The organism is Mycobacterium sp. OAS707, assembly GCF_014873705.1.
Taxonomy (GTDB): Bacteria; Actinomycetota; Actinomycetes; order Mycobacteriales; family Mycobacteriaceae; genus Mycobacterium.
In genome coordinates this window covers 550,816-568,973 of the sequence record NZ_JADBDS010000003.1, presented here as the reverse complement: position 1 = coordinate 568,973, position 18,158 = coordinate 550,816, and the positions used below count along the sequence as shown (strand labels likewise).

Genomic DNA, 18,158 nt, shown 5'->3' with positions numbered 1-18,158 from the left:
CACGAGGGCCGATGCTTGATGAACCGGAAAAATGTGATTCGCACGGTCACGGCGGTCTGCGTGATCCTGCTGCTGGTCTGGTCGTTCTTCTATTTCAGTGACGACACCCGCGGCTATAAACCCGTCGATACCTCGGTGGCGATGGCCCAGATCAACAGCGACAACATCAAGAGCGCGCAGATCGACGACCGTGAGCAGCAACTGCGGCTCGAGCTGAAGAACGGCAACGCCGACACCGACAACAGCGACAAGGTCATCACCAAGTTCCCCACCGGGTACGCCGTGCCGCTGTTCGACGCGCTGAACGCGAAGAACGCCAAGGTCAACACCGTGGTCAACCAGGGCAGCATGTTGGGCTCGCTGCTGATCTACCTATTGCCGCTGCTGTTGCTCGTCGGGTTGTTCGTGATGTTCTCCCGCATGCAGACCGGCGGGCGGATGGGCTTCGGCTTTGGCAAGTCGCGGGCCAAGCAGCTCTCCAAGGACATGCCGAAGACCACGTTCGCCGACGTCGCGGGTGTCGACGAGGCGGTCGAAGAGCTCTACGAGATCAAGGACTTCCTGCAGAACCCGACCCGCTATCAGGCGCTCGGCGCCAAGATCCCCAAGGGCGTGCTGCTTTACGGCCCACCGGGCACCGGCAAGACGCTGCTCGCCAGGGCCGTCGCAGGCGAGGCCGGGGTTCCGTTCTTCACGATTTCGGGTTCGGACTTCGTCGAGATGTTCGTCGGTGTCGGCGCGTCCCGGGTGCGCGACCTGTTCGAGCAGGCCAAGCAGAACAGCCCGTGCATCATCTTCGTCGACGAGATCGACGCGGTCGGTCGCCAGCGTGGCGCCGGCCTCGGCGGCGGGCACGACGAGCGCGAGCAGACGTTGAACCAGCTGCTCGTCGAGATGGACGGCTTCGGCGACCGTCAGGGCGTCATCCTGATCGCGGCCACCAACCGACCCGACATCCTCGACCCAGCGCTGCTGCGGCCGGGCCGCTTCGACCGCCAGATCCCGGTGTCCAACCCCGATCTCGCCGGCCGCCGCGCGGTGCTGCGCGTGCATTCGCAGGGCAAGCCGATCGCGCCCGACGCCGACCTCGACGGGCTGGCCAAGCGGACCGTCGGCATGTCCGGCGCCGATCTGGCCAACGTCGTCAACGAGGCCGCGCTGCTGACCGCCCGGGAGAACGGCACCGTGATCACCGGCCCCGCGCTGGAGGAGGCGGTCGACCGCGTCGTCGGCGGGCCGCGGCGCAAGAGCCGGATCATCAGCGAGCACGAGAAGAAGATCACCGCCTACCACGAGGGCGGTCACACGCTCGCGGCGTGGGCGATGCCGGACATCGACCCGATCTACAAGGTGACGATCCTTGCCCGCGGCCGCACCGGCGGCCACGCGATGGCGGTGCCCGAGGACGACAAGGGCCTGATGACCCGCTCGGAGATGATCGCCCGACTGGTGTTCGCGATGGGCGGGCGCGCCGCCGAGGAACTGGTGTTCCGCGAGCCGACCACCGGGGCGTCCTCCGATATCGACCAGGCCACCAAGATCGCCCGTGCGATGGTGACCGAGTACGGCATGAGCAGCAAACTGGGCGCGGTGCGCTACGGCACCGAACACGGCGACCCCTTCCTCGGTAGGACGATGGGCACGCAGGCCGACTACAGCCATGAGGTCGCGCAGATCATCGACGACGAGGTGCGCAAGCTGATCGAGGCCGCGCACACCGAGGCGTGGGAGATCCTCACCGAATACCGCGACGTGCTCGACACGCTCGCAGGCGAGCTGCTGGAGAAGGAAACCCTGCACCGCGCCGAACTGCAGGCCATCTTCGGTGACGTGAAGAAGCGGCCCCGGCTCACCATGTTCGACGACTTCGGCGGCCGGGTGCCGTCCGACAAGCCGCCGATCAAGACGCCGGGCGAGCTCGCCATCGAACGCGGCGAGCCGTGGCCCAAGCCGATCCCCGAGCCCGCGTTCAAGGCGGCCATCGCGCAGGCAAGCCAGGAGGCCGCCGCGCGCCAGGCCCACCAGAACGGCACAAATGGTAACGGCGCCAACGGAATCCCCGCGAATGCGCCGACGCAGCCCGACTACGGCGCCCCAGCCGGATGGCACGCGCCCGGCTGGCCACCGCAGGGCCAGCCGCCGGGACAGCCGTACCCCCAACCGCAGGGGTACTGGTACCCGCCGCCCCACTGGCAGCAGCACTACCCGTATCAGCCCTACCCGCAGACCGGACATCCGCAGCCCGTACAGGATGCTCCGCCCGTACAGGACGCTCCTGGGGTACAGGACACTCCGCCTGCGCAGGGCGCCAACGAGGATCCGGGCCATGACAGCGGCCGCCCGAACGGCTGACAGATAAACGGAGGCTCCGATGACCCCGCGCACGCGAGGAGCGGTACCGCAGACGTCGCACAACAACTCGGCCACGGTGAGCCACCGTGTCTTTGACCAACCGCGCGCCGAGGCCGCGGTCCGCGAACTGCTGATCGCCGTCGGCGAGGACCCCGACCGGCATGGTCTCGAGGACACGCCCGCCCGGGTGGCGCGGGCGTACCAGGAGATGTTCGCCGGGCTCTACACCGACCCGGATACCGTGCTGGACACCACCTTTGACGAACAGCACGACGAACTGGTGTTGGTCAAGCAGATTCCGATGTACTCCACCTGCGAACACCACCTGGTGTCGTTCCACGGCGTCGCGCACGTCGGCTACATCCCCGGCAAGGACGGCAGGGTCACCGGCCTCTCGAAGATCGCGCGCCTCGTCGACTTGTACGCCAAGCGCCCGCAGGTGCAGGAGCGGCTGACTGCGCAGATCGCCGACGCGCTGATGCGCAAGCTCGATCCGCGCGGCGCGATCGTCGTCGTCGAGGCCGAGCACCTCTGCATGGCGATGCGCGGCGTGCGTAAACCCGGCGCCATCACCACCACATCGGCGGTGCGCGGGCAGTTCAAATGCGATGCGGCATCGCGTGCCGAGGCGCTGGATCTGATCCTGCGAAAGTGAGCACGACGCGCGTGCAGGTCATGGGTGTCGTGAACGTCACCGACGATTCCTTCTCCGACGGGGGACTGTTCCTCGACCGTGACCGCGCCGTCGAACATGGACTGGCGCTGGCCGCGCAGGGTGCAGCGATCATCGACGTCGGCGGCGAATCGACCCGGCCCGGCGCCACCCGCGTCGAGTCGCGCGTCGAGTCAGCCCGCGTGCTGCCCGTCATCAAAGAGCTTGCCGGGCAAGGTATTACGGTCAGCATCGACACGATGCACGCCGAGGTGGCGCAGGCGGCGCTGGAAAACGGCGCCCAGATCGTCAACGACGTGTCCGGCGGGCGCGCCGACCCCAACATGGCTCCACTGCTCGCTGACGCGAAAGTGCCTTGGGTGCTGATGCATTGGCGCTCGGTCGGCGCAGAGGCACCCCATCAGGCGCCCAACTACCGCGACGTGGTGGCGGCAGTGCGTGACGAGTTGCTCGCAAGCGTCGATGCGGCGGTGCATGCGGGTGTTGACCAGTCCCGGCTGATAATCGATCCCGGCTTGGGTTTCGCCAAGACCGCAGAACACAATTGGGCACTGCTGCGTGCGCTGCCGGAGTTCGTCGACACTGGTATCCCGGTGCTCGTCGGCGCGTCGCGCAAGCGCTTCCTAGGCTCACTGCTGGCGGGCACGAACGGCGAGCCCCGGTCGCCGGACGGAAGGGAGACCGCAACAGCGGTGATCTCTGCGCTGGCAGGACTGCACGGCGCGTGGGGGGTGCGGGTGCACGATGTGCGGGCGTCGGTGGACGCTCTGAAGGTGCTCGAGGCTTGGACGGGCTGAGAATGGTTGAGCATGGCTGATCGAATCGAGTTGCGTGGCTTGACCGTTCGCGGCCACCACGGTGTGTTCGATCACGAACGTCGCGACGGCCAGGACTTCATCGTCGACATCACGGTATGGATCGACTTGGCGGGCGCCGCCGCGAGCGACGACCTCGCCGACACGCTCGACTACGGCAGGCTCGCCCAGCGCGCCGCCGATATCGTCGCGGGGCCGCCGCGCAACCTCATCGAGGCGGTGGCAGGCGCGATCGCCGACGATGTGATGACCGACGAACGCGCGCACGCTGTCGAGGTCGTCGTGCACAAGCCGTCGGCACCGATTCCGCTGGCATTCACCGATGTTGCCGTCACAGCGCGACGTTCGCGGCGCGGGGGACGCGGGGGAGCGGCATGACGCGCGTCGTGTTGTCCATCGGATCGAACCTCGGTGATCGGCTGGCGCGACTGCAGTCGGTGGTCGACGGTCTCGAGGGGGCGGTACGGGCGGTGTCACCGGTTTACGAGACGCCGCCGTGGGGTGGGGTCGAGCAAGGCCCGTTTCTCAATGCGGTGCTCATCGCCGACGACCCCGCCATGGACGCGCATGGCTGGCTTCGTCGTGCACAGGAGCTCGAAGCGGTGGCCGACCGGGTACGCGAACAGCGTTGGGGCCCACGTACTCTCGACGTTGATCTCGTCACCTGTCATGACGGCGAGCGTGAAGTGACGTCGCGTGACGCCGAGCTCACGCTGCCGCACCCCCTGGCACACCTGAGGGCATTCGTGCTCATCCCGTGGCTGGCGATCGACCCGGATGCCGTCTTGACGGTGGCAGGCCAACCGCGCCGGGTCGGAAACCTGCTCTCCGAACTCGACGCTGCCGACCGCGACGGTGTGCGCGCTACCGAGCTGGCGCTGAACTGATGGGACCCACTCGCAAGCGTGACCTGACGGCCGCGACGGTGCTCGCCGCCGTCGTTGGCTACTTGTTCGTCGTGCTGGCGTACCGCTACTTCCCGCCGATCACGGTGTGGACTGGGGTGTCGCTGCTTGCCGTTGCGATCGCTGAGGCCGGCTGGGCGTTCTATGTACGCACCAAGATCAACAACAACGAAATCGGCGACGCGCGCGGTTGGCTGCATCCGCTTGCGGTGGCACGGTCCGTGGTGATCGCAAAGGCGTCGGCGTGGGTGGGCGCGCTGGTGTTCGGTTGGTGGATCGCCGTGCTGGTCTACCTTTTGCCGCGCCGCGGCACGCTTCGGGTGGCGGGCGAGGACACCGCGGGAGCGATCGTGGCGGCCGTCTGCGCGCTCGCGCTGGTGATTGCTGCGCTATGGCTACAGCATTGCTGCAAGTCCCCACAGGAGCCGCCGGAGAACGCCGACGGGGCGACCGAGTAACTGACCAGCGGCGTCGACGGCCGAATCGCCGAATGGGTCGACACGCGAGATGACCTGTGGCAGGTACAGTCGGCCCATGGCCGATCTGTCCCGCGGTACGCGCTCCCGGCGCGCTGCCCGCAGGCCGGGTTGGCTGCTGATGACGGTGTTGCTGGTGCTCGCCATCGGGGCGAGTTCGGCGCTCGTATTCACCAACAAGGTGGAGTTGCTGAAGCTGGCCGTCATCCTGGCGTTGTGGGCCGCCGTGGTGGCGGCATTCGTTTCGGTGATCTACCGCAGGCAAAGCGACATCGACCAGGCCAAGGTGCGCGACCTCAAGCTCGTGTATGACCTGCAGTTGGACCGCGAGATCTCGGCGCGGCGTGAATATGAACTAACGGTCGAAACCCAGCTACGCCGCGAGCTGACCTCTGAGATCCGCGCACAGGCCGCCGACGAGGTTGCCGGTCTACGGGCCGAATTGGCCGCGCTTCGGGCCAATTTGGAAATTCTGTTCGACGCCGACCTGTCGCACCGGCCCGCGATCGAAACCGATCGCAGCCGCGACTACGGCGACTGGCCACGGGTCGCAGAATCCGCAGGCCGGGTCACCGCCAGCCGGATCGACACCGAAGATTCCGACGACGGCGATGCGAACACCGAGGAAAGCCCGATCATCGACGTGTCGGCCGAACCCCACGCACCCGAGGCGGAGTGGGCGCCGATGACCGGCGGTGCACACCGTCGACCGTCGGAGACAGAGCAGGAGCGGGCCCGACGCCATCGCGCCGAGGAGCAGTCACGCGCGTGGTCGCCGCCACCACCACCATCGGTCAACGAGACCACCACCCAATTCACTTGGGAGCCACCGCAACAGGAGCGACCACCGGCCCCGCCACCGCGCCCCGAGCCGGAGCCGGTTGCGAAGGAAGAAGCCGGAGCACAGGCTTCCGATTGGCAGCCGGCACCGGCCGAGGGTCAGTGGCTACCCCCTGGCGCACCGGGTAGCAACTGGGTTGCGCCCGTGCCGACCCCGGTCGCCGAGGTGCCTACCGAGAACGGCTCGACCGCCGAGTACGTCGGCAGACGACGGGCACCCGAGCCGGACTCCGCCGAGTCGCCGGCGCAGCCGGCCCCCGCCTATCCGCCGGCTCAGCCGGCCCCTACCGATTCGCCGGCTCCGCCCGCCCCTACCCAGTCGCCGGCTCCGCCCGCCCCTGCCCAATCGCCGGCTCAGCCGGCCATGCAGTCCCCGTCAGCCGAGCTCCGCCGCGGCCGCCACTCCGCACCCCCGGAGGCGGCCGACCCCGGTCGCCCGCCCGCTCCGCCGTCCTTGCACGCGGAATCCGGCGGTCCGCCGCCACATCACGAGCGCGAGCAAGAGCCGGCGACCGAACCCCCGCCTGCCGAGTCCGAGGGGCGCAGGCACCGCAGCGCAGAGGACACCGGCGGACAATCGGTTGCCGAGCTGCTGGCCCGGCTCCAGGCCACCCCGACCGGGGGCGGCCGTCGCAGGCGCCGCGACGAGTGAGTTAGGCTTTCAGCGACCGTCCGGTACCCGCAACGCAGGACCGGAACGAAGAAACCAGACATTTTGCGAGGTCGTCTGCGATGGAGCAGGTGGACGGACTGCGTCCGGCGCGCCTCACGATCGGCATCATCTCCGCTGGTCGGGTGGGCACAGCGCTCGGCGTCGCGCTCGAGCGCGCCGATCATGTGGTGGTCGCATGCAGCGCGATCTCGCGCGCTTCGCGCCAGCGCGCCGAGCGGCGCCTGCCCGACACCGCGATCCTGCCGCCCGACGAGGTCGCCGCTCGCGCCGAACTGCTGTTGCTGACCGTGCCGGACGCCGAGCTCGCCGCCCTGGTGTCAGGTCTGGCGGCCACGTCCTCGGTTCGGCCGGGCACCATCGTCGCGCACACATCGGGTGCGAACGGCATCGGCGTGCTCGCGCCGCTGACCGAGCGGGGCTGCATACCGCTGGCCATTCATCCCGCGATGACGTTCACCGGAGCCGACGAGGACATTGCGCGGCTGTCGGAGACCTGCTTCGGCGTCACGGCCGCCGACGGGGTCGGTTACGCGATCGCGCAGTCGCTGGTGCTCGAGATCGGCGGAGAACCGTTCCGTGTCCGCGAGGACGCTCGCACGCTGTATCACGCGGCATTGGCCCATGCCAGCAACCACGTCGTGACGGTGCTGCTCGACGCCGTCGAAGCATTGCGTGCGGCGCTGTGGGGTCAGGAGCTGTTGGGGCAGGAGCTTGTCGGTGACGCACCTGGCGGCATCGCCGAGCGCGTGATCGGTCCGCTGGCGCGGGCCTCGCTGGAGAACTCGCTGCAGCGCGGGCAAGCGGCGCTGACCGGGCCGGTGGCTCGCGGCGATGCGGACGCCGTCGCCGGTCACCTGCGGGCGCTGGAAGAAGTGGATCCGCAACTGGCGCAGGCGTATCGGGCCAACTCGTTGCGTACGGCGCAGCGCGCCCACGCGCCCAGGGAAGTGTTCTCCGTGCTCGCCGATGGGCCCACGCGTCGCCTGGGGACGGGACAATCATGACCATGTCGAAACCGAAGTTCACCTCCGGTGACCTCAACGTCTACGCCAGCCCCCGCGACGTCTCAGATGTCACCAAGGCGCTGCGTGCGACGGGGCGCAGGGTGATGCTGGTACCCACGATGGGGGCGCTGCACGAGGGCCATCTGACGCTGGTTCGGACCGCCAAGCGAGTGCAGGGCGCGGTCGTCGTGGTGTCGATCTTCGTCAATCCGTTGCAGTTCGGCGCGGGTGAAGACTTGGACGCCTACCCGCGCACGCTCGACGACGATCTCGCCGCGCTGCGCTCCGAAGGTGTCGAAATCGCGTTCACACCGACGGCCGCCGACATGTATCCCGACGGCATGCGCACTTCGGTACACCCCGGCCAGCTGGGCAGCGAACTCGAAGGAGGAGCCCGCCCAACACATTTCGCCGGTGTACTGACCGTCGTGCTCAAACTGCTTCAGATCGTGCACCCGGACCGGGCGTTCTTCGGTGAGAAGGACTACCAGCAGCTGGTGTTGATCCGGCAGATGGTCGCCGACCTGAATATCGACACACAGATCGTGGGCGTGCCGATAGTGCGGGAGGCTGACGGGCTCGCCATGTCGTCGCGCAACCGCTATCTCAGTGAGGAGGAACGTGAGCAGGCCGGTGCGCTCTCGGCGGCGCTGCTCGCAGGCATGTATGCCGCGTCGGGTGGTACCGCATCGGCGCTGGACGCCGCGCGCGCCGTGCTCGACGAAGTGCCCGCGATCGACGTCGACTACCTCGAGGTGCGCGACGTGATGCTGGGTCCTGCTCCCGCAGAGGGCGTCGCCCGCATGCTCATCGCGGCCCGACTCGGCGGTACCAGACTTCTCGACAACATCGCCATCGACATCGGAGCAACCGGCGCGACCGACGGCCACCCACGTGTCGGGCCTGAAGAGACTCACGAATTACCTTGGAGGAATTGATGTTACGGACAATGCTCAAATCGAAGATCCACCGCGCGACGGTCACCAAGGCCGACCTTCACTACGTCGGGTCGGTGACCATCGACGCCGACCTGATGGACGCGGCCGACCTGCTCGAGGGCGAGCAGGTGACCATCGTCGACGTCGACAACGGCGCCAGGCTGGTCACCTACGCGATCACTGGTGAGCGCGGCAGCGGTGTCATCGGCATCAACGGTGCTGCAGCACATCTGGTGCATCCGGGTGATCTGGTGATCCTGATCGCCTACGGCACAATGGAAGACGCCGAAGCCAGGACCTATCAGCCCCGCGTGGTTTTCGTCGACGCCGACAACAAGCAGATCGACCTGGGGCATGATCCCGCCTACGTGCCGGCCGATGCGGCCGAGCTGATGTCGCCGCGGTAAGCCCGTGCTTCTCGCTATCGACGTACGCAACACTCACACCGTCGTCGGCCTGATCTCGGGATCTGGCGACCACGCGAAGGTGGTGCAGCACTGGCGGATTCGCACCGAGTCGGAGGTGACCTCCGATGAGCTTGCCCTGACCATCGACGGCCTGATCGGTGACGATTCCGAACGTCTGACCGGCGCGGCGGGCCTTTCAACTGTGCCGTCGGTGCTGCACGAGGTTCGGGTGATGCTCGAGCAGTACTGGCCCTCGGTGCCGCACGTGTTGATCGAACCGGGGGTCCGCACCGGCATTCCGCTATTGGTCGACAACCCGAAAGAGGTTGGGGCAGACCGCATCGTCAACTGTCTGGCGGCCTACCACAAGTACAATTCCGCGGCGATCGTGGTCGACTTCGGTTCGTCGATCTGCGTGGACGTCGTGTCCGCGAAAGGTGAATTCCTCGGCGGCGCAATCGCTCCCGGGGTGCAGGTGTCCTCCGACGCCGCAGCCGCGCGATCGGCGGCGTTGCGTCGCGTCGAGCTGACCCGCCCCCGTTCGGTCGTCGGCAAGAACACCGTCGAGTGCATGCAGGCCGGCGCCGTGTTCGGATTCGCCGGGCTGGTCGACGGGTTGGTCAACCGCATCCGTGAGGACGTCGAGGGCTTCGCCGGCGACGACGTCGCGGTGGTCGCCACCGGACACACCGCCCCGCTGGTGCTGCCCGACGTGCACACCGTCGAGAAGTACGACCAACACTTGACGCTCGACGGCCTGCGGCTGGTGTTCGAACGCAACCGCGACAGCAGCCGTGGCCGGCTGAAGCAGGCCCGCTAGACGGCCGAGCGGCCTGCTGGCCAGGGCCGCTCAAAAGTAGGTCCGGATCAGGCCGACGACGCGGTCGTGCGCATCGAGTTCAGGGATGAGCTGCCACTTGTCGAACACCGTGCACGGGTGCGAAACACCGAAGCCCAGCCAGTCGCCGACCTCGACGCCGTCGTCGCCGCCCAGCCGCAAGTACGCGTGCTGATCGTTGAGCTTGGTCCCTCACTGTCGGCCAAGCCGAGCGGCATCGGCAGATCCTGATCGAAGGACACGTCGCGGCGGCCCATGGTCAGCAAGGCCAATCCGGGCTCTGGACGGGACATCACCTGTGCCCACACCTGCAATGCGGGCTGCAGCGTGGTGCGAAGCGGCGAGGTGCGCGCGTACAGGCCGTCGTCGTGGGTCAGGTACGCACCGCTGCGCACGATCGTGCGCCAATCTCCACCCAGCACGTCGGCCACCGCATCGAAGTAGGTGCTGCCACCCGCGGTCACGATCGCGTGATCCGTCTCGAACAGCGGCGCCAGTCGCACCGCTGCTTCGCGCATGTCACGTAGATATCCCGTCACCGCAGCGACGGCGTCCGGTGCGATGTCGTGGCCGAACGCGGCCTCGTAGCCCCCGACGCCGACCAGCCGCAGCCGTGGCGACGCGGCGACCGCCCGCGCCACCTCGTCGAGAGCGGCACGGTCGCGGCAGCCCGTACGCCCGCCGGGCATACCGATCTCCACGCAGACCTCGACCGGCCTGTCACCGGCCGCCAGTGCCGCCGTCATCAGTTCGACGCCGCGGACCGAATCCACCCAGCACACCACCGAGAAGTCGGGATTGGCGTCGAGTTCGGTTGCCAGCCAGCGCAATCCGGCCGTGTCGACAAGTTCATTGGCCAGCACGATGTCCCGCACCCCGAAGGCGCGGTATGCGCGCACGTGACTCAGTGTCGCTGCGGTGATCGCGCAGGCGCCCGCTTCGAGTTGCCTGGCGAACAGCTCAGGGGCCATGTGCGTCTTGCCGTGTGGCGCCAGCTCGACGCCACGGTCACGGCACCAGCCCGCCATCGCGGTGAGGTTGTGCGTCAGCGCATCGGCACGCAGCACGCATACCGGGCCGACCGCGCCTGCCTCGAACAGATCGGGTCGCTCTGCACAAACCTCCGCTACGGTGCGGCCCCACCACGCCGATGGCAGACCCTTGAAGCGCCAGTCGATCACTTCGTCGGCCAGCGCGGTGACCGCAGCGGCGCTGATCGGAGCGGCCATGCGTTCATTTAAGCTGGTCGGTCGTGACCTCACCTGATCAGCCCGAATTCGAGTCCGACGTCCCCGAGCAGTTCCGGATCCGTCAGGCCAAGCGGGAGCGGCTGCTCGCTGAGGGCCGTGAGCCCTACCCCGTCGAGGTCGCCCGCACGCACACGCTGGCCGAGATCCGCCAGGCGTATCCCGATCTGGAGGCCAACGCCGAAACGGGCCAGCTCGTCGGCGTCGCCGGCCGCGTGATGTTTGCGCGTAATTCCGGAAAGCTCTGCTTCGCCACGTTGCAGGAGGGCGACGGCACGCAACTGCAGCTGATGATCAGCCTCGATCGCGTCGGACAGGAATCGCTCGATGCCTGGAAGTCGGATGTCGACCTCGGCGACCTCGTTTTCGCGCACGGCGAGGTGATCAGTTCCCGACGCGGCGAACTTTCTGTGCTCGCTGATTCCTGGCAAATTGTTTCCAAGGCATTGCGACCCCTTCCTGTTGCACATAAAGAGATGAGTGAAGAGTCCCGTGTCCGGCAGCGCTATGTCGACCTGATCGTTCGTCCGGAAGCCCGCGCCATTGCTCGCCAACGGGTGGCAGTGGTGCGTGCAGTCCGCGAGGCGCTGCAGCGGCGCGGTTTTCTCGAAGTCGAGACGCCAATGCTGCAGACGTTGGCAGGCGGCGCCGCCGCGCGTCCGTTCGTCACACACTCCAATGCGCTCGATGCCGACCTGTACCTTCGGATCGCGCCGGAACTGTTCCTAAAGCGTTGCTTGGTAGGCGGATTCGAGCGCGTCTTCGAGTTGAATCGGGTGTTCCGAAACGAAGGCGCGGATTGGACGCATTCGCCGGAATTCGCGATGCTCGAGACTTATCAGGCCTACGGCACGTACGACGATTCCGCCGTCATGACGCGTGAGGTTATTCAGGAGGTCGCCGACGAAGCCATCGGCACAAGAAAGCTGCCATTGCCCGATGGCAGCATCTACGACATCGACGGTGAATGGGAGACGATACAAATGTATCCGTCTCTGTCAGATGCACTCGGTGAAGAGATCACGCCCCAGACTCCGGCCGATCGGTTATGGGAGATCGCCGATCAACTCGAAGTCGAGATTCCACGCGATCGCGGTTACGGCCACGGGAAATTGGTCGAGGAACTCTGGGAACATACTGTCGGTAACAACCTTTGGGCGCCGACCTTCGTGCGCGATTTTCCCGTTGAGACGACCCCGCTGACCCGCTCACACCGCAGCGTCGAAGGCGTCACTGAAAAGTGGGATCTGTACGTCAGAAGGATCGAACTGGCCACCGGTTACTCCGAGCTGATCGACCCCGTTATCCAACGCGAAAGGTTCGAAGCCCAAGCTCGCGCGGCGGCCGCCGGCGATGACGAGGCAATGGCTCTTGATGAGGATTTTTTGTCCGCATTGGAGTATGCGATGCCGCCTTCTACTGGCACCGGAATGGGCGTCGACCGGTTGTTGATGGCATTGACGGGACTGTCGATTCGAGAGACTGTTTTGTTCCCGATTGTTCGTCGGCACAGCAACTGAACTGGTTCGTTTCCGATTTTTTCAGAACTTGTTGAATGGTATGCGTTCTTATGGCACATTGGGGCGGGGGTTCGAGGACTAAACTACCGGGCTAGTGCTCAAGCAGAAGGGCAGTGTGGGGAATGGCGAAGAAAGTGACCGTCACGCTTGTCGATGATTTCGACGGCGAAGGCGCAGCCGATGAGACGGTCGAATTCGGGCTCGACGGGGTGAGCTATGAGATCGACCTTTCCTCCAAAAATGCCGCAAAGCTTCGAAACGACCTGAAGCAATGGGTCGACGCGGGCCGTCGGGTAGGTGGCCGCAGGCGGGGCCGTTCAGCTGGATCCGGCCGCGGTCGCGCGGCGATCGACCGCGAACAAAGTGCGGCAATTCGCGAATGGGCCCGGCGCAACGGGCACAACGTTTCCACCCGCGGACGCATCCCCGCGGATGTGATAGACGCTTTTCACGCGGCAACATAAGCGGGAGTTGCCAGGTCAGCTCGCCCTGGATACGGCCGGTAGTCGCCTTTCGCTAGCGGCGAACCCGCGGCGAGCGGTCTTCGGAAACGAATTCTCCACCAGGGGCGTTGCTATGTGCGGTGCCGGGTACAGGGCCTATGGCGCCAAGGACCGTCTTTGCACCGGCTTTCTGGACTGTGCCAGCGGGCAGCGCAGCGGCGGCGGCCGCCCACTAGACTTGGGTGACGGGTACAGCGTGCATGCGCGATACCTATTTGATGGAGAGCAGGTAACCACCGATGTTTGAGAGATTCACCGACCGTGCCCGCAGGGTCGTCGTCCTGGCTCAAGAAGAAGCCCGGATGCTCAACCACAACTACATCGGCACCGAGCACATCCTGTTGGGACTTATTCACGAGGGTGAAGGCGTAGCGGCCAAGTCGCTGGAGTCGCTTGGCATCTCGCTCGAAGGCGTGCGCAGCCAGGTCGAGGAGATCATCGGCCAGGGCCAGCAGGCGCCGTCGGGCCACATCCCCTTCACTCCCCGCGCCAAGAAGGTGCTCGAGTTGAGCCTGCGCGAGGCGCTGCAACTCGGCCACAACTACATCGGCACCGAGCACATTCTGCTCGGCCTGATTCGTGAGGGCGAGGGCGTCGCAGCCCAGGTGCTGGTGAAGCTGGGCGCGGAACTGACCCGCGTGCGCCAGCAGGTGATCCAGCTGCTGAGCGGATACCAGGGCAAGGAAGCCGCGGAGGCCGGCACCGGCGGCCGCGGCGGCGAGGCGGGCAATCCGTCCACTTCGCTGGTCCTCGACCAGTTCGGCCGCAACCTGACCGCGGCCGCGATGGAGGGCAAACTCGACCCCGTCATCGGCCGCGAGAAGGAAATCGAGCGGGTGATGCAGGTGCTGAGCCGGCGCACCAAGAACAACCCGGTGCTGATCGGCGAGCCCGGTGTCGGCAAGACGGCCGTCGTCGAAGGACTGGCGCAGGCCATCGTGCACGGCGAGGTGCCCGAGACGCTGAAGGACAAGCAGCTCTACACGCTGGACCTCGGTTCGCTGGTGGCGGGCAGCCGCTACCGCGGTGACTTCGAGGAACGCCTGAAGAAGGTGCTCAAGGAGATCAACACCCGCGGCGACATCATCCTGTTCATCGACGAGTTGCACACGCTCGTCGGCGCGGGTGCCGCCGAGGGCGCCATCGATGCGGCCAGCATCCTCAAGCCGAAGCTGGCCCGCGGCGAGCTGCAGACCATCGGCGCGACCACTCTCGACGAGTACCGCAAGTACATCGAGAAGGACGCCGCGCTGGAGCGCCGGTTCCAGCCGGTGCAGGTCGGCGAGCCGACGGTCGAGCACACCATCGAGATCCTCAAGGGGCTGCGCGATCGCTACGAGGCGCATCACCGCGTCTCGATCACCGACAGCGCGATGGTGGCCGCGGCCACCCTGGCCGATCGGTACATCAACGACCGCTTCCTGCCGGACAAGGCGATCGACCTGATCGACGAGGCCGGTGCCCGGATGCGGATCCGCCGGATGACGGCGCCGCCAGACCTGCGCGACTTCGACGAGAAGATCGCCGAGGCGCGCCGTGAGAAGGAGTCCGCGATCGACGCGCAGGACTTCGAGAAGGCCGCCAGCCTGCGCGACAAGGAGAAGCAACTCGTCGCGCAGCGGGCTGAGCGCGAGAAGCAATGGCGCTCAGGCGATCTCGACGTGGTCGCCGAGGTCGACGACGAGCAGATCGCCGAGGTGCTCGGCAACTGGACCGGTATCCCCGTGTTCAAGTTGACCGAGGCCGAGACCACTCGTCTGCTGCGCATGGAGGACGAGCTGCACAAGCGGATCATCGGCCAGGAGGACGCCGTCAAGGCTGTCTCCAAGGCGATCCGGCGTACCCGCGCCGGGCTGAAGGATCCCAAGCGGCCGTCGGGCTCGTTCATCTTCGCCGGTCCGTCCGGTGTGGGTAAGACCGAGCTGTCCAAGGCGCTCGCTGAGTTCCTGTTCGGCGACGACGACGCGCTGATCCAGATCGACATGGGCGAGTTCCACGACCGCTTCACCGCCTCGCGGCTGTTCGGTGCCCCTCCGGGCTACGTCGGCTACGAGGAGGGCGGCCAGCTCACCGAGAAGGTGCGGCGCAAGCCGTTCAGCGTGGTTCTCTTCGACGAGATCGAGAAGGCCCACCAGGAGATCTACAACAGCCTGTTGCAGGTCCTCGAGGACGGCCGCCTGACCGACGGTCAGGGTCGCACGGTCGACTTCAAGAACACCGTGCTGATCTTCACGTCGAACCTCGGTACGTCCGACATCAGCAAGGCAGTCGGGCTCGGCTTCACCCAGGGCGGTGGTGAGAACAACTACGAGCGGATGAAGCAGAAGGTCAACGACGAGCTGAAGAAGCACTTCCGGCCTGAGTTCCTCAACCGCATCGACGACATCATCGTCTTCCACCAGCTGACTCGCGACGAGATCATCACGATGGTGGACCTGATGATCGGCCGGGTGTCCAAGCAGCTCAAGGGCAAGGACATGGCCATGGTCTTGACCGACAAGGCCAAGGCCCTGCTGGCCAAGCGCGGGTTCGACCCCGTGCTCGGTGCCCGGCCGCTGCGCCGCACCATCCAGCGCGAGATCGAAGACGCGTTGAGCGAGAAGATCCTCTTCGAGGAGGTCGGACCCGGCCAGCTCGTCACCGTCGACGTCGACAACTGGGACGGCGAAGGCTCCGGAGAGGACGCGAAGTTCACGTTCACCGGAACCAAGAAGCCGGCCGAGCCGGTCGAGCCGGAACTGGAGAAGGCAGCGGCGGCTGGCACGCCGACAGCGGCAGCGTCCGAGTAAACAACGACAGCGAAAGCGCCCCCGACATTGTCGGGGGCGTTTTTGCATGCAATGGCCACGACTGTGCCGTTTCATCCGCGACGCGCCGCGGCCGGCGGATAAATTCGCACACTCGCTGCGGCTAATCTCGGCCGCAACACCTCAGAAAGGACCGCGCGTGCTGATAGTGACCACCAATGATCTTCCCGGCTGGGAGATCCAGCGAGTGTGCGGCGAGGTATTCGGGCTGACCGTCCGATCCCGAAACGCTTTCGCGCAAATCGGCGCCGGGTTCAAGTCGATGTTCGGCGGCGAATTGCAGGGCATGACGAAGAACCTCGCCGAGAGCCGCAACGAGGCGATGAACCGGCTGATGTCCGAGGCGCGCGGAAGGGGCGGGAACGCCATCATCTGTATGCGGTTCGACACCACCGAACTCGGCGACGTGTGGACCGAGATTTGCGCCTACGGCACCGCGGTACAGGCCGTGCCCGTCACCGATGCGGCGAAGTACACCGCCCAGCAGTTGGGATATGGCGCCGGAGGCTAGCGGCTTTGTTTAGGATGCTCATGTAATCGACGGGCGAAGGAATGCTGGTGAAAATCCAGAACGGTCGCGCCACTGTGGACAGTCAGACCCGACGTCCGTCGTCAACCCTGTAGCTGGGACGCGACATCCCGGAAAGGAAACGAGATGACTTCTCCCGAGGCTCGCAAGACCGTCGTACCGGCAGTCGATCTGTCGGTGGCCAAGGCGGCCATGTGGCTGTCGCTGACGGTGTTCCTCGCCTTGGTGGTGCTGTACTTCGTCGGTCTGGACCAGGGGGCAACCTCGGTGTTCGGCGACAACATGTATGTGCACGAATTCGTGCACGATGCGCGCCATCTGCTCGGCTTCCCCTGCCACTGAGCAGGTAGCCGCGGTATGGAAAAACGAATAATCGCGCGCGGGCTATTGGCCGGCGCAATCGGTGGCGTGCTCGCCTTTCTATTCGCGCGCACGTTTGTCGAGCCGGTGATCACCCGTGCGCTCGCCTATGAGGAATCACACGAACACGGCCATGAGCACGGCGTCGAACTGTTCACCCGCGGAGTGCAGGCCAACATCGGCATGGGCTTCGGCGTGCTCGCGTTCAGCGTGGCGATGGGCGCCCTGTTCGCCGTGGCGTACTGCGTGCTCTACGGCCGCGTCGGCAACCTGTCGCCGCGATCCCTGTCCGTCGCGCTTGCCTGCGGAATGTTCTTGTCGCTGTACGTGATTCCGTTTTTGAAGTATCCACCGAATCCTCCCGCGACCAGCCTCGAGGAAACCATCAGGCAGCGCACCCTGCTTTACCTGCTGATGGTCGTGCTGTCGGCTGCGCTGCTGGTGGCGGCGGTGTACCTGGGCCACCGCCTGGTGGCGCAGTACGGCCGATGGAGCGCGACGCTGATCGGTGCCGGGGCGTACGTGGTGGCGATTGCGGTCGTGATGCTGGTTCTGCCCACGATCGACGAGACGCCCGGCGATTTTTCGGCCGAGGTCCTCTACGACTTCCGGTTGTATTCGCTCGGCACGCAATTCGTGCTGTGGGCGATGATCGGACTGGTGTTCGGATCGATGGCTGACCGGCTGCTGCGACAACCGCGACGGGAGAGCATCGCGGCGTGAGTGAGGTCGTCCGGCTCACCCTCGTGTCGCACGCCATGACCGACGCGATGGCAGCCGGACGATTTCCCACCGATGAACCGCTCAACGCCGTTGGGCATCGTCAGGTCGACGCATCGATCGACCTTGGCATCACCGAGCGCGCGTACTGCGGACCGGAGAAGCGAACGAGACAGACCGCCGAACTTCTCGGGCTGCACGCCACCGTCGACAACCGATTGGCGGATCTGGACTATGGCCGCTGGCGCGGCGATGTGGTCGGCGGCGTGCAGTCCGACGATCTGGCGATCTGGCTCACCGACCCGACGCGGGCGCCGCACGGTGGCGAGACCGTCGTGGAGTTGATCGACCGGGTCGCAGGGTGGATGGATTCGCTGACCGCCCGTCGTGCCCGGCTGGTCGCTGTCACCCACCCCGCGGTGGTCCGCGCCGCGATCCTCGTGGTTCTCAACGCACCGCCGAAATCGTTCTGGCGCATTGACATTGCGCCGGTCAGCCGCACGGTGATGCACTTCCGCGGGCACGCCTGGACGCTGCGGTCGAGTCTGTAA

At 66.3% G+C, this 18,158-nt stretch carries 18 protein-coding genes, 1 pseudogene and 1 riboswitch; of the genes and pseudogenes, 18 read left to right on the top strand and 1 reads right to left on the bottom strand.

The genetic code is table 11. From position 1 onward, the window contains the following. Window positions 1-18 precede the first annotated feature (18 nt). The 11 genes from ftsH to GGC64_RS20860 all read left to right on the top strand — a co-directional run bounded on the left by ftsH (window position 19) and on the right by GGC64_RS20860 (window position 9,903). Window positions 19-2,352 carry an ATP-dependent zinc metalloprotease FtsH gene (gene ftsH, locus GGC64_RS20910; protein WP_192724443.1) on the top strand — a complete coding sequence of 778 codons (2,334 nt, stop codon included), beginning with the start codon at window positions 19-21 and terminating at the stop codon, window positions 2,350-2,352. A gap of 19 nt (window positions 2,353-2,371) precedes the next feature. Beyond that, entirely contained in the window at window positions 2,372-3,007 is a 636-nt protein-coding gene (gene folE / locus GGC64_RS20905) for a GTP cyclohydrolase I FolE (RefSeq protein ID WP_192724442.1), read from the top strand. Further along, window positions 3,004-3,822 carry a dihydropteroate synthase gene (gene folP / locus GGC64_RS20900; protein ID WP_370582223.1) on the top strand — a complete coding sequence of 273 codons (819 nt, stop codon included), beginning with the start codon at window positions 3,004-3,006 and terminating at the stop codon, window positions 3,820-3,822. Before folE ends, folP begins: the two co-directional genes overlap by 4 nt. Before the next feature lie 12 nt (window positions 3,823-3,834). Further along, window positions 3,835-4,218 carry a dihydroneopterin aldolase gene (folB, locus tag GGC64_RS20895; RefSeq protein WP_192724440.1) on the top strand — a complete coding sequence of 128 codons (384 nt, stop codon included), beginning with the start codon at window positions 3,835-3,837 and terminating at the stop codon, window positions 4,216-4,218. Then, window positions 4,215-4,727: a 2-amino-4-hydroxy-6-hydroxymethyldihydropteridine diphosphokinase gene (gene folK, locus GGC64_RS20890; protein ID WP_192724439.1), complete on the top strand. Its 513-nt coding sequence runs from the start codon at window positions 4,215-4,217 to the stop codon at window positions 4,725-4,727. Before folB ends, folK begins: the two co-directional genes overlap by 4 nt. After that, complete coding sequence (locus tag GGC64_RS20885) at window positions 4,727-5,203, top strand: DUF3180 domain-containing protein (protein WP_192724438.1); 477 nt, start codon at window positions 4,727-4,729, stop codon at window positions 5,201-5,203. The genes folK and GGC64_RS20885 overlap by 1 nt, the downstream gene beginning before the upstream one ends. Before the next feature lie 76 nt (window positions 5,204-5,279). After that, complete coding sequence (locus tag GGC64_RS20880) at window positions 5,280-6,713, top strand: DUF6779 domain-containing protein (RefSeq protein ID WP_192724437.1); 1,434 nt, start codon at window positions 5,280-5,282, stop codon at window positions 6,711-6,713. A gap of 80 nt (window positions 6,714-6,793) precedes the next feature. Next, entirely contained in the window at window positions 6,794-7,738 is a 945-nt protein-coding gene (locus tag GGC64_RS20875; protein ID WP_192724436.1) for a Rossmann-like and DUF2520 domain-containing protein, read from the top strand. After that, window positions 7,735-8,676 (top strand): pantoate--beta-alanine ligase, encoded by a 942-nt coding sequence (gene panC / locus GGC64_RS20870; RefSeq protein ID WP_192724435.1) that lies wholly within the window; start codon window positions 7,735-7,737, stop codon window positions 8,674-8,676. Before GGC64_RS20875 ends, panC begins: the two co-directional genes overlap by 4 nt. Next, window positions 8,676-9,083, top strand: a complete 408-nt coding sequence (gene panD, locus GGC64_RS20865) for an aspartate 1-decarboxylase (protein WP_192725214.1) — start codon at window positions 8,676-8,678, stop codon at window positions 9,081-9,083. The genes panC and panD overlap by 1 nt, the downstream gene beginning before the upstream one ends. A gap of 4 nt (window positions 9,084-9,087) precedes the next feature. Then, window positions 9,088-9,903: a type III pantothenate kinase gene (locus tag GGC64_RS20860; protein ID WP_192724434.1), complete on the top strand. Its 816-nt coding sequence runs from the start codon at window positions 9,088-9,090 to the stop codon at window positions 9,901-9,903. Window positions 9,904-9,933: 30 nt separating this feature from the next. Here the strand turns inward: GGC64_RS20860 and GGC64_RS20855 are convergent. Beyond that, window positions 9,934-11,150: pseudogene (locus GGC64_RS20855) on the bottom strand (alanine racemase). A 23-nt stretch (window positions 11,151-11,173) separates the two neighbouring features. Between GGC64_RS20855 and lysS the strand changes: the two are divergent. From lysS to GGC64_RS20820, 7 genes are all read left to right on the top strand, one after another. Continuing rightward, window positions 11,174-12,688 carry a lysine--tRNA ligase gene (gene lysS / locus GGC64_RS20850; protein ID WP_192724433.1) on the top strand — a complete coding sequence of 505 codons (1,515 nt, stop codon included), beginning with the start codon at window positions 11,174-11,176 and terminating at the stop codon, window positions 12,686-12,688. 122 nt (window positions 12,689-12,810) lie between these two features. Continuing rightward, entirely contained in the window at window positions 12,811-13,152 is a 342-nt protein-coding gene (lsr2, locus tag GGC64_RS20845) for a histone-like nucleoid-structuring protein Lsr2 (protein WP_192724432.1), read from the top strand. Between the two features lie 278 nt (window positions 13,153-13,430). Next, on the top strand, window positions 13,431-15,980 hold the full coding sequence (clpC1, locus tag GGC64_RS20840) for an ATP-dependent protease ATP-binding subunit ClpC (RefSeq protein WP_192724431.1): 2,550 nt from the start codon (window positions 13,431-13,433) through the stop codon (window positions 15,978-15,980). 157 nt (window positions 15,981-16,137) lie between these two features. After that, the gene (locus GGC64_RS20835; RefSeq protein ID WP_192724430.1) at window positions 16,138-16,509 is read left to right on the top strand and encodes a YbjQ family protein; all 372 of its coding nucleotides are present in this window, start codon (window positions 16,138-16,140) and stop codon (window positions 16,507-16,509) included. A 14-nt stretch (window positions 16,510-16,523) separates the two neighbouring features. Continuing rightward, window positions 16,524-16,649: riboswitch (adenosylcobalamin (AdoCbl) riboswitch) on the top strand. A gap of 4 nt (window positions 16,650-16,653) precedes the next feature. Further along, entirely contained in the window at window positions 16,654-16,869 is a 216-nt protein-coding gene (locus GGC64_RS20830; protein ID WP_192724429.1) for a CbtB domain-containing protein, read from the top strand. 15 nt (window positions 16,870-16,884) lie between these two features. Continuing rightward, window positions 16,885-17,610: a CbtA family protein gene (locus GGC64_RS20825; RefSeq protein WP_192724428.1), complete on the top strand. Its 726-nt coding sequence runs from the start codon at window positions 16,885-16,887 to the stop codon at window positions 17,608-17,610. Continuing rightward, a complete protein-coding gene (locus GGC64_RS20820) occupies window positions 17,607-18,158 on the top strand; it encodes a histidine phosphatase family protein (RefSeq protein WP_192724427.1) in 552 nt (183 codons plus the stop codon). The genes GGC64_RS20825 and GGC64_RS20820 overlap by 4 nt, the downstream gene beginning before the upstream one ends.